At 67.0% G+C, this 11981-nt stretch carries 9 protein-coding genes and 1 riboswitch; of the genes, 8 read left to right on the top strand and 1 reads right to left on the bottom strand.

The genetic code is table 11. The features are described 5' to 3' along the window. The first annotated feature begins 111 nt into the window (after positions 1 to 111). Positions 112 to 199, top strand: a riboswitch (glycine riboswitch). 154 nt (positions 200 to 353) lie between these two features. From gcvT to ASF30_RS22515, 4 genes are all read left to right on the top strand, one after another. Next, positions 354 to 1475, top strand: a complete 1122-nt coding sequence (gene gcvT / locus ASF30_RS02990) for a glycine cleavage system aminomethyltransferase GcvT (RefSeq protein ID WP_082467402.1) — start codon at positions 354 to 356, stop codon at positions 1473 to 1475. Between the two features lie 26 nt (positions 1476 to 1501). After that, complete coding sequence (gene gcvH / locus ASF30_RS02985; protein WP_055901240.1) at positions 1502 to 1873, top strand: glycine cleavage system protein GcvH; 372 nt, start codon at positions 1502 to 1504, stop codon at positions 1871 to 1873. Positions 1874 to 1919: 46 nt separating this feature from the next. After that, positions 1920 to 4826: an aminomethyl-transferring glycine dehydrogenase gene (gene gcvP / locus ASF30_RS02980; RefSeq protein WP_055901237.1), complete on the top strand. Its 2907-nt coding sequence runs from the start codon at positions 1920 to 1922 to the stop codon at positions 4824 to 4826. 147 nt (positions 4827 to 4973) lie between these two features. Next, positions 4974 to 5390 carry a hypothetical protein gene (locus tag ASF30_RS22515; protein ID WP_157496908.1) on the top strand — a complete coding sequence of 139 codons (417 nt, stop codon included), beginning with the start codon at positions 4974 to 4976 and terminating at the stop codon, positions 5388 to 5390. Here the strand turns inward: ASF30_RS22515 and ASF30_RS02975 are convergent. Beyond that, positions 5311 to 6129, bottom strand: coding sequence for a CPBP family intramembrane glutamic endopeptidase (locus ASF30_RS02975; protein WP_055901234.1), 819 nt, complete (start codon positions 6127 to 6129; stop codon positions 5311 to 5313). The genes ASF30_RS22515 and ASF30_RS02975 overlap by 80 nt on opposite strands. Before the next feature lie 242 nt (positions 6130 to 6371). Here ASF30_RS02975 and ASF30_RS02970 point away from each other — a divergent pair, with 242 nt between their 5' ends. The 4 genes from ASF30_RS02970 to ASF30_RS02955 all read left to right on the top strand — a co-directional run bounded on the left by ASF30_RS02970 (position 6372) and on the right by ASF30_RS02955 (position 11818). Then, positions 6372 to 8000 (top strand): peptide ABC transporter substrate-binding protein, encoded by a 1629-nt coding sequence (locus ASF30_RS02970; RefSeq protein ID WP_055901231.1) that lies wholly within the window; start codon positions 6372 to 6374, stop codon positions 7998 to 8000. Positions 8001 to 8185: 185 nt separating this feature from the next. After that, complete coding sequence (locus ASF30_RS02965; RefSeq protein ID WP_055901228.1) at positions 8186 to 9115, top strand: ABC transporter permease; 930 nt, start codon at positions 8186 to 8188, stop codon at positions 9113 to 9115. Beyond that, positions 9105 to 10052, top strand: coding sequence for an ABC transporter permease (locus tag ASF30_RS02960; RefSeq protein WP_055901225.1), 948 nt, complete (start codon positions 9105 to 9107; stop codon positions 10050 to 10052). The genes ASF30_RS02965 and ASF30_RS02960 overlap by 11 nt, the downstream gene beginning before the upstream one ends. 5 nt (positions 10053 to 10057) lie before the next feature. After that, positions 10058 to 11818 carry a dipeptide ABC transporter ATP-binding protein gene (locus ASF30_RS02955; RefSeq protein ID WP_442914948.1) on the top strand — a complete coding sequence of 587 codons (1761 nt, stop codon included), beginning with the start codon at positions 10058 to 10060 and terminating at the stop codon, positions 11816 to 11818. Positions 11819 to 11981: the final 163 nt, after the last annotated feature.

The raw sequence follows: 11981 nt of genomic DNA, 5'->3' as shown, positions 1-11981 counted from the left end.
CGCGGATTCCCGGGCACGCCGCAGCGCCGATGCCTTCACACGGTGGCGGCACGAGGCCGAGCATGCGCCTGCACCCGGTAGACTGTGGCGCACAATCGCATATCGGGCCATCGACGCCTTGCGGGAGAGCCGGATCAACCGGCACCGACGGAGCAAGCCTCCCCGCCAATCTCTCAGGTCACTACACCGCAAGAACGAGGCCGCTCTGAAAAGCGGATGTCGCCACGCGACGTCCCGCCGACGGTGAAAGTCCGAGCGCCTCGCGCGCCGGGTGAAACTCTCAGGCCAATGACAGAGGGGGAGTTCCCAGCGGCTTCGGTCGCGCCTTTCTGCGCACACTCTGGAGAACTCTCGTGTCCGATCGTTCGAGCCCCCTGCACGACCTGCACGTCACCGCCGGTGCGAGCTTCACCGACTTCGGCGGCTGGCAGATGCCCGTCCGCTACTCCAGCGATCTCGCCGAGCACCACGCCGTGCGCACAGCCGCCGGCATCTTCGACATCTCGCACATGGCCGAGATCCTGGTGGAGGGCGCCGAGGCCCCGGCGTTCCTCGACCACGCGCTCGCCGGGAAGCTGAGCGCCATCGCCCTGGGCCAGGCCAAGTACAGCCTGCTCCTGGCCGAGTCCGGCGGCATCATCGACGACCTCGTCGTCTACAGGCTGGAGGAGCTGAAGTTCCTCGTGGTCGCCAACGCCGGCAACCGCGAGGCTGCCGTCGCCGCCCTCACGGAGCGCGCCGCGGGGTTCGACGTGCGCGTCGAGGACCAGAGCGACGACATCGCGCTCATCGCGGTGCAGGGCCCGAACGCCCGCGCCATCCTCGAGGCCACCACGGCCATCACGGAGCTTCGCACCCCGCTGGCCGACCTCAAGTACTACTGGTCGAGCGACGGCTACTTCGAGGGTGTTCCACTCTTCATCGGGCGTACGGGCTACACCGGCGAGGACGGCTTCGAGCTCTACATCCGCACGGATGCCGCAGCCAGGCTCTGGATCGCCCTCACCCAGGCCGGCGCCGACCACGGCCTCGTGCCCGCCGGCCTGGCCAGCCGCGACACCCTGCGCCTCGAGGCCGGGATGCCGCTCTACGGCCACGAGCTCGGGCTCGACACCTTCCCGGTGCAGGCCGGCCTCGGCCGCGTCGTCGCACTCACCAAGGAGGGCGACTTCGTCGGTCGCTCGGCGGTCGAGGCCGGTCCTCCCGCCGACGCCCGCATTCTCGTCGGCCTGACCGCCGATGGCAGGCGCGCCGGCCGCGCCGACTACGAGGTCTACGCCTCCGCCGAGACCGAGGCCGCACCGGTCGGCGTGATCACGAGTGGCGCACTGTCCCCGACGCTCGGCCACCCGATCGCGATGGCGTACGTCGACGCCAACCGATCCGAGGTCGGCACCGCGCTCTTCATCGATGTCCGCGGCACCCGCATCCCGGCATCCGTCGTCGCGCTCCCGTTCTACAAGCGCCAGAAGTAATCCCAACCCCCTGAGAGGACGCCATCATGGCTGACAAGACCACGCTCCAGTACACCGCCGAGCACGAGTGGGTGCTCGTCGACGGCGACACCGCCACCGTCGGCATCACCGCCTACGCCGCCGACAAGCTCGGCGACGTCGTCTTCGTCGACCTCCCCGCCGTCGGCACCGAGGTCGAGGGCGGTGTCGTCGTCGGCGAGATCGAGTCGACCAAGTCCGTCGGCGAGCTGTTCGCCCCCATCGACGGAACCGTCGCCGAGATCAACGACGCGGTCGTCGACAGTCCTGAGCTGGTGAACTCCGACCCCTTCGGCGACGGATGGCTCATCAAGGTGACCTTCACGGAGCTCCCCGCCCTGCTCTCGTACGACGAGTACAGCGCGATCGTCGGCGAATAGCCGAACCTCCTCCTGCATCCACGAATCTGATCGGATCACGCGCGCAATGACTTCAGCCTCCTCGGCCTTCGACATGGACGCCTTCGGGCGTCGCCACATCGGCGTCGGCCTCGACGCCCAGGCCGCGATGCTCACCGAGCTCGGCTACGACTCGCTCGAATCGCTGATGTCGGCCGCCGTGCCGGCGTCGATCGCGATCGGCGAGCACCTCACCTCGGTCATCCCCGAGGCTGCGACCGAGCGCGAGGCCCTGGCCGAGCTGCGCTCCCTGGCCGACCAGAACACCGTGCGCACCTCGCTCATCGGCCTGGGCTACTACGGCACGATCACGCCGGCCGTGATCAAGCGCAATGTGTTGGAGAACCCGAGCTGGTACACGGCGTACACGCCGTACCAGCCCGAGATCTCGCAGGGGCGCCTCGAGGCGCTGATCAACTTCCAGACCATGGTCACCGACCTCACCGGGCTCGACACGGCGAACGCATCGATGCTCGACGAGGGCACGGCCGTCGTGGAGGGCATGCTTCTGGCCCGACGCGGGTCGAAGTCGAAGAGCCCGCGCTTCATCGTCGACGAGGACGCCTTCCCGCAGACTGATGCCCTTCTCGCCTCGCGCGCCGAGGCCGTGGGGATCGAGCTGGTGCGGGCTCCGCTCGCCCGCCTCGACGAGGCCGGTTTCGCCGAGCTCGGCGAGCACTTCGGCGCCTTCATCCAGTACCCCGGCGCATCGGGCAACCTCTGGAACCCCGCCGCGATCATCGCGGCCTCGAAGGCGCAGGGCGCCCTCACCGTCGTCGCGGCCGACCTCCTCGCGCTCGCCTTGGTCACCAGCCCGGGTCAGCTCGGCGCCGACGTCGCCGTGGGCACGAGCCAGCGCTTCGGCGTTCCGATGGGATTCGGCGGACCGCACGCCGGCTACATGGCCGTGCGCGCCGGACTCGAGCGCCAGCTCCCCGGCCGCCTGGTCGGAGTGTCGCAGGATGCCGACGGCCACCCCGCCTACAGGCTCAGCCTGCAGGCCCGCGAGCAGCACATCCGCCGCGAGAAGGCCACGTCGAACATCTGCACCGCCCAGGTGCTGCTGGCCGTCATGGCCTCGATGTACGCGGTCTACCACGGTCCCCGCGGCATCCGCTTCATCGCGACCAAGACCGCGCTCTCGGCGCGCGCCCTCGCCGCCACCCTCACCGAGTACGGCCTCACACTGGCGAGCGACGACTTCTTCGACACCATCCGCGTGAACGTGCCGGGCCTGGCCTCGACCGTGGTCGAGCGCGCCCGCGAGCTCGGCTACAACGTGCACCTCGCCGGCGAGGCCACGGTCGGCGTCTCGGTCGACGAGACCACCACGACCGACGACCTCGCAGCCATCGCGCACGCCTTCGGACTGCCCGAGCGTCTCGAGTTCTCCCTCGACTACTCGGCCGACGCCGTGAAGGCGGCTGTTCCGGCCGACCTCGCCCGCGACGGCGGATACCTCGAGCACCCGGTGTTCAACACGCACCACTCCGAGACCGCCATGATGCGCTATCTCAAGCAGCTCGCCGACCGCGACTACGCGCTCGACCGGGGGATGATCCCACTCGGCTCCTGCACCATGAAGCTCAACGCGGCGACCGAGATGGAGGCCGTCACCTGGCCCGAGTTCGGCGCGCTGCATCCCTTCGCCCCTGAAGCCGACGTGGTCGGCTCTCTCGCCCTCATCGAGCAGCTCGAGAACTGGCTGGCGGAGGTCACCGGGTACGACTCGGTGTCGCTGCAGCCGAACGCGGGCAGCCAGGGCGAGCTCGCGGGGCTCCTGGCCATCCGCGGGTACCACCGCTCCAACGGGGAGGCCGAGCGCACTGTGTGCCTCATCCCCTCCAGCGCCCACGGAACGAACGCTGCGTCGGCCGTCCTGGCCGGGATGAAGGTCGTCGTGGTCGCCTGCGACGAGCTCGGAAACGTCGATCTCGACGACCTGCGCGCGAAGATCGCCGCCAACGCCGAGACCCTCGCCGCGCTCATGATCACCTACCCGTCGACTCACGGCGTGTACGAGCACGAGGTCACGGCCATTACGCAGGCCGTGCACGACGCCGGCGGACAGGTCTACGTCGACGGCGCCAACCTCAACGCGCTGCTCGGCTTCGCCCGTTTCGGCGACTTCGGCGGCGACGTCTCGCACCTGAACCTGCACAAGACGTTCTGCATCCCGCACGGCGGCGGCGGACCCGGAGTCGGTCCCGTTGCGGCGAAGGCGCACCTCGCACCGTTCCTGCCCGGCCACCCGATGGCCCAGCGCCGCGACCACGGCATCTACAACCACGACGGCGGGCCCATCTCGGCCGCTCCGTACGGCAGCCCGAGCATCCTGCCCATCTCGTGGGCGTACGTGCGCATGATGGGCGCCGAGGGCCTCAAGCAGGCCACCGGAGCCGCCGTGCTGAGCGCCAACTTCATCGCCGCCCGCCTGCGCGAGCACTACCCCGTGCTGTACACGGGCGACAACGGCCTCGTCGCCCACGAGTGCATCCTCGACCTGCGCCCGCTCACTGCGGCGACCGGTGTGAGCGTCGACGACGTGGCCAAGCGGCTCGTCGACTACGGCTTCCACGCGCCCACCATGTCGTTCCCCGTCGCTGGGACGCTCATGGTGGAGCCGACGGAGTCCGAGGACCTCGCTGAGATCGAGCGCTTCATCGAGGCCATGATCGCCATCAAGGGCGAGGCGGATGCCGTAGCCCGGGGTGACTGGCCGGCCGATGACAACCCGCTGCGGAACGCCCCGCACACGGCGCGGTCGGTCATCGAGGGGGAATGGACCCACCCGTACACCCGGGAACAGGCCGTCTACCCCGTGCACACGCTGGTGCGGAACAAGTACTGGGCTCCGGTGCGCCGCATCGACCAGGCCTACGGCGACCGCAATCTCGTCTGCGCCTGCCCGCCGATCGAGGCCTTCGCGGACTAGGACTCGCTGAAGTCCGGCCGGAGGCCGCGACCGAAGCGGTTCGAGCGCGGGCTTCGCCCGGCTCTCAGCGAGCAGAGACTCTAGCCATCCGGCCCCTCCCGGCGTACCGTTGCGAATCTACGCGACGTCTACGTCGGGAGGACTGCCATGAACGTCTTCGACCTGCTCTGGACGACGGCCTCGTTCGGTTTCATCGGACTCATCGTCGCCCTGTCAGTGATCGGCAATCGGCTCAGCCTGGAGTCACGGGCGGCGGCGCTGCAGCGGACGGACCCGGGGAGGGCATCCGCTCTCCTGCAGGCCCAGGCCGTGAGCGACCACGCCTACGGGCTCGGGATGTGGCTTCCCGAGGTGATGGTGGTCTGCACCCCGTCTCGGCGGGCCGCCCTCGCCCACGACGACGACGTCGAGCGTCCGGTGACGCCCCCGCAGCCCGTCCTGCCCCTTCATGTCGCCGCTGAGGCGCACCTCGCGACGGGACGTGTCAGAACAGTCCCGGCCACCACGCGACGGCCAGCGGGTACCCGACGAACGACACGACGTCGAGAATCGTATGAGCTATGACGAGTGGCATCGTCCGTCCCCATCGCCAGTAGCACCAGCCGAACACCACGCCCATCGCCGCGTTCCCGACGAAGGGACCGAAGCCCTGGTACAGGTGGTAGCTGCCACGCAGGACCGCCGCCGAGAGGATGATCGTCCACTTGCCCCAACCGAGTTCGCGCAGCCTGGTGAACAGGTAGCCCACCACGATGATCTCCTCCGAGAGGGCCGACCGCAGGGCTGAGAGCACCAGGATCGGGATCGTCCACCACGCAGCGTCCAACGGCGACGCCTGCACGTCGACGGTGATGCCGAGCAGGCGGCCGCCCGCGTAGAGCGCCAGGCCGGGAATGCCGATGGCGGCCGCGAGGCCGAGCCCGCCCAGGGCGTCGCGACCGGGACGCGTGAGATCGAACCCGATGCGCCGGAACGGACTGATGCCGGGCTGCCAGAGCAGGTACAGCACCAGCGCCACCGGGAACAGGTCGAAGAACACGCCGAGGAACTGGTACGTGAAATCGAGCCACTCGCGCGGCGACTGCGAGGGGTTCAGCGCGGCGGACTGATCGCCGAGGGCGGTCTCCGCTGTCACCCGCGCGATGATGGCGACGATCGAGTACACGGCGCTGGCCCCGAGCGAGAGGCCCAGAACTATGGTGATCTCGATCCAGAGTCGCCGGCGCTGGCTTCCGGATGCTGTACCCCGAACGGCATTTACCCCTGCTGATCGGGTGGAAAATGCGTCATGCGCGTCACTCATGTGGCCATCCTGTCATTCTCGAGCGCGAAAGCGGGGACAGGGTTCGGCAAACGCGCGTCGGGCGCAAGGATCTTGCGAGGAACCGTCACCTCGTGCAGATTCACGGTCGGCCAGGTTTCTGATCTGTAACGTTTCCCGGCACAGTTTGGTTTCTGCCTCCGCGCTCCATATTTTGTAGTTACTCAGGCCATCGTGCGCGCTCGAAAACCGAGGCGGCGAAGCCCTTTTCACCAGGAGGAAAATTGAGAACCAAGAGATTTGGCGTTGCAGCCATCGCTCTTGCCGCGGCGGGAGCACTCATCCTGTCCGGCTGCAGCACCGGCGGCGGCGGAGACGAGGCGCCCAAGGGCGACGCGACCGCAATCATCACCACGAACGGATCTGAGCCTCAGAACCCGCTCATCCCGACCAACACCAACGAGGTCGGCGGCGGAAAGATCCTCGACGCCATCTTCGCGGGCCTCGTGTACTACGACGCCAAGGGTGCCCCCGTCAACGACATGGCCGAGTCCATCGAGTCCGACGACGCTCAGAACTACACGATCAAGATCAAGCCCGACCAGAAGTTCACCAACGGTGAGCCCGTCACGGCCGAGTCGTTCGTGAAGGCCTGGAACTACGGCGCCGCTCTCGACAACGCCCAGCTCTCGAGCTACTTCTTCGAGTCGATCAAGGGCTTCAGCTACGACAAGAACGTCCCCGAGCTCGAGGGCCTCAAGGTCGTCGACGACACGACCTTCACCGTCGCGCTGAGCCAGCCGGAGTCCGACTTCCCGCTGCGCCTCGGCTACTCGGCGTTCTACCCGCTGCCCGAGGCAGCGTGGAAGGACATCGCCGCCTTCGGTGAGAACCCGATCGGAAACGGTCCCTACAAGCTCGCTGAAGACGGCGCGTGGGAGCACAACGAGAAGATCTCGCTCGTGAAGAACGACGACTACAAGGGTGGCCGCAAGGTCGTCAACGGTGGCCTCGACGTCATCTTCTACGCCACGCAGGAAGCGGCATACGCCGACCTCCAGGGTGGAAACCTCGACGTTCTCGACGCGATCCCCTCGGGCGCGCTCGGAACCTACGAGGACGAGTTCGGCGACCGCAGCGTCAACCAGGCTGCTGCGATCTTCCAGTCGTTCACCATCCCGGCGCGACTGCCGCACTTCTCCGGTGAAGAGGGCAACCTCCGTCGCCAGGCCATCTCGATGGCCATCAACCGCGACGAGATCACCGACGTGATCTTCTCGGGCACCCGTACGCCGGCCCACGACTTCACGTCGCCGGTCATCGACGGTTACTCGGAAGACCTCGACGGCAGCGACGTCCTGAAGTACAACCCGGACGAGGCCAAGAAGCTCTGGGCCGAGGCTGACGCCATCGCTCCGTGGGACGGCACCTTCAAGATCGCTTACAACGCCGACGGCGGCCACCAGGGCTGGGTCGACGCTGTGTCGAACAGCATCAAGAACGTTCTCGGCATCGACGCCTCCGGCGACCCGTACCCGACGTTCGCTGAGGCTCGCACGAAGATCACCGACCGCAGCATCCAGACGGCGTTCCGCACCGGATGGCAGGCCGACTACCCGGCTCTGTACAACTTCCTCGGACCGCTCTACGGCACGGGCGCAGGCTCGAACGACGGCGACTACTCGAACCCGGATGTCGACAAGCTCCTCTCCGAGGGCCTTGCTGAGACCGACCTCGACGCCGCGAACAAGAAGTTCCAGGACGTTCAGGTCCAGCTCTTCAAGGACCTGCCGGCCATCCCGCTCTGGTACGCGACCGTCAACGGCGCATGGAGCGAGAACGTGGACAACGTCCAGTTCGGCTGGAACTCTGTCCCGCTGTACTACGAGGTGACGAAGACCGCCGCCGAGTAATTCTCGCGGCACACCGCTGAGGGGTTAGTATTCCTGAAGCACTCTGTGGGGCGGTAGCTATCAGCTGCCGCCCCACTCCCACGCTCATCCTGCAGATTGCGTCACAGCGCTACTCTGGAGTCATCGAGCTTGAAAGACAGATTGGTTCTCTCATGCCAAAAACCCCGGATTGCGGGGCCTGATCCATGGCCGGTTACATCCTTCGTCGAGTGCTTCAGGCCGTGCCTGTCCTGCTCGGCACCACCTTCCTCATCTACTTCATGGTGTTCGCCATGCCGGGTGACCCGATCGTGGCCCTGTTCGGCGACAAGACGCCGAATCCCGCCGTGATCGAGCAGCTCCGTGAGCGCTATCACTTCGATCAGCCGTTCATCGTGCAGTACCTGCTCTTCCTCAAGGGGATCTTCGTCGGCGACTTCGGCATCTCCTTCTCCGGCCAGCCGGTCACCGAGATCCTCGCCAAGACCTTCCCGGTCACGTTGCGCCTGGCCGTCATCGCCATCTTCTTCGAGATGATCGCCGGCATCAGCGTCGGCCTGATCTCCGGTCTGCGCAAGGGCAAGTTCTTCGACTCGAGCGCTCTCGCCGTGAGCCTCGTGCTGATCTCGCTGCCGATCTTCGTGATCGCCTTCGTCGCCCAGCTCGTGTTCGCCATCAACCTCGGTTGGTTCCGGGCAACGGTCGGGCCGGGTGCTCCACTACAGGACCTGATCCTGCCCGCGATCGTGCTGGCCACAATCAGCTTCGCCCAGATCCAGAGACTGACACGGTCGTCAGTCATCGAGACCGGCGGACAGGACTTCGTGCGCACAGCGGCGAGCAAGGGCCTCAGCCGTCGTCGCATCGTTCCCGTGCACATCCTGCGCAACTCCCTCATCCCCGTCGTCACCTACCTCGCCGTCGACTTCGGCACGCTGATGGTCGGCGCGACGGTGACCGAGGGAATCTTCAACGTGCCCGGCGTCGGGCGCACCCTGTACCAGGCCATCATCCGAGGAGAGCGCCCCACCGTCGTCGCGTTCGTCACGGTGATGGTGCTGATCTACCTCGTGGTGAACCTGCTGGTGGATCTTCTGTACGCCGTTCTCGACCCGAGGATCCGTTATGCAAAGTAGGAATTCCCAGCAGAATCACTTCGTCGCCCCGCTCGAGGAGACACCGCTCGTCGCGATCGACCAGGTGAAGACCGACGGCAAGCCGTCCAACCTTTGGATCGACGCCTGGCACGACGTGCGCAAGCGCCCGATGTTCTGGATCTCGTCCGTCATGATCCTCGTGATCGTCATGGTCGCCCTCTTCCCGAGCCTGTTCACTTCTGTCGACCCGGCGTTCTGCGAGCTCTCCAAGAGCCTCGACGGGCCCGGAGACGGCAGCGTGCTCGGCTACACCAAACAGGGTTGCGACATCTACGCGCGCATCGTCTACGGCACGAGCACCTCCCTGTCGGTAGGCATCATCGTGACTGTGCTGGTCTTCGTGCTCGGCATCGTCTTCGGAGCGCTGGCCGGGTTCTACGGCGGCTGGGTCGACGGTGTGCTGTCCCGGGTCGGAGACATCTTCTTCTCGATCCCCTACATCCTCGCCGCCGTCGTGATCATGAGCGTCTTCTCCGCTTACCGCAGCGTCTGGGTCATCTCGCTCGCGATCGGAATCTTCGCGTGGCCGTCCACGGCCCGCGTCCTCCGAGCCGAGATCTTCAGGGTGAAGAACGCCGACTACGTCATGGCCGCGACGGCCATCGGAGTCTCGCGCTTCCGCATCCTGCTGCGTCACGTGCTGCCCAACTCGATCGCGCCCGTGATCGTCGTCACGACGATCTCGCTCGCGGCCGCGATCGTCGCCGAGGCGACGCTGTCCTTCCTCGGTGTCGGATTGCCGGGTACGACCATGTCGTGGGGCAATGACATCAGCCAGGCGCAGAACGACCTCCGCGTCGCTCCCCAGACCCTGATCTACCCGTCGATCGCCCTGTCCCTCACCGTGCTGAGCTTCATCATGCTCGGCGAGGTCGTGCGTGATGCGCTCGACCCGAAGGCGAGGGCCGCACGGTGAGCACAGTGACGACAGGCAAAGACGGGAACACCGTGAACTCTGAGAACACCGAACGCCCGATCCTCGAGATCAAGGACCTCCAGGTCGGCTTCACAAGCCAGACCGGCACGGTCAAGGCCGTCGACGGCGTGAACATCACCCTGTACCGCGGGCAGTCGCTCGCGATCGTGGGGGAGTCCGGATCCGGCAAGTCGACGACGGCGCACGCCATCATCAACCTGCTCCCCGGCACCGGCAAGGTGACCGGAGGGCAGATCCTGCTCGACGGACAGGACCTCACCAAGGCCAGCGCCAAGGAGATGGACGACATCCGCGGACGTCGTATCGGCTTCGTCCCGCAGGACCCGATGTCGAACCTCAACCCCGTCTGGAGCATCGGCTTCCAGGTGGAGGAGGCTATCCGCTCCAACGGGATCGCCAGCGGCAAGAAGGCCGTGCGCGCGCGGGCCATCGAGGTGCTGAAGCAGGCGGGCCTCGGCGACGCCGACCGCCGCCTCAAGCAGTACCCTCACCAGTTCTCCGGCGGCATGCGCCAGCGCGTGCTGATCGGCATGGGCCTGGCCGCCAACCCGCAGCTGCTCATCGCCGACGAGCCCACCTCGGCGCTGGACGTGACGGTCCAGCGGGTGATCCTCGATCACCTCGAGACCCTGACGCGCGACCTCGGCACGACCCTGCTGTTCATCACGCACGACCTCGGCCTCGCAGCCGAGCGCGCCGAGCAGCTCGTGGTCATGTACAAGGGCCGCGTCGTCGAGTCCGGCCCGTCGGCGAAGATCCTGAAGGACCCGCAGCACCCGTACACTCAGCGTCTGGTGGCCGCGGCACCGAGCCTCGCCTCGCGCCGCATCCAAGCCAGTGACAAGCCGCTGGGTGAGCTCGTCGTTCACTCGCACACGCACACGCCTCCTGTCGCCGAGGTCGTCGACCTCATCGCGACGGCCGAGGCGCGCGCCGAGCTGCACTCGGCCGCCGAGGCGCTGCCTCCTGCGATCGTGGTCGAGGACCTGACCAAGGTCTACAAGATCCGCGGATCCGGCGACTTCAAGGCCGTGGACGGCGTCTCGTTCCAGATCGCCAAGGGCACCACGATGGCGCTCGTGGGCGAGTCGGGTTCCGGCAAGTCGACCGTCGCGAAGATGCTGCTCAAGCTCGAGGACGCCACGAGCGGCAAGATCATCGTCGGTGGCAAGGACCTGAACGCACTGGGCGGCAAGGAGCTGTTCAACCTGCGCAGCCGGATGCAGCCGGTGTTCCAGGACCCCTACGGTTCTCTCAACCCGCTGCGCAACATCGGCAACACCATCAGCGAGCCGCTCGCCGTGCACGGCGTCGGAACGCGCAAGTCGCGTCAGGCCCGAGTGTTCGAGCTGCTCGACCAGGTGTCCCTGCCGAAGATGCTGGTGAGCCGCTACCCGAACGAGCTGTCGGGCGGACAGCGTCAGCGCATCGCCATCGCGCGGGCGCTCGCGCTGAAGCCCGAGATCGTGATCCTCGACGAGGCCGTCTCGGCTCTCGACGTGCTGGTGCAGGCTCAGATCCTGCGACTGCTCGCCGACCTGCAGGCGGAGCTCGACCTGACGTACCTCTTCATCACGCACGACCTCGCCGTCGTGCGCGTGATCGCCGACCACGTCGCCGTCATGCAGAAGGGCCGGATCGTCGAGTACTCGGCGACCGACGACGTCTTCGACAACCCGAAGAAGCAGTACACGCAGGATCTCCTGGCCGCCATTCCGGGCGGGAACATCGAGCTCGCCTCCTGATCAGGCGACGACTTGGTGAACGGCGGGTCCACATGGACCCGCCGTTCAGCATTACAGGCTAAACTCGAGTGATTGGGCTGTGCGCACTTCTGCGCGCCGACCCGCAGACCCCACCTGAGCGCCGCATCCGCGACGCCTTGCGCGCCCGACACCGAGCCGACGC

The sequence above is a fragment of the Leifsonia sp. Leaf264 genome (assembly GCF_001422325.1).
Lineage (GTDB): Bacteria > Actinomycetota > Actinomycetes > Actinomycetales > Microbacteriaceae > Orlajensenia.
This window is presented reverse-complemented; position numbering and strand designations above follow the sequence as displayed.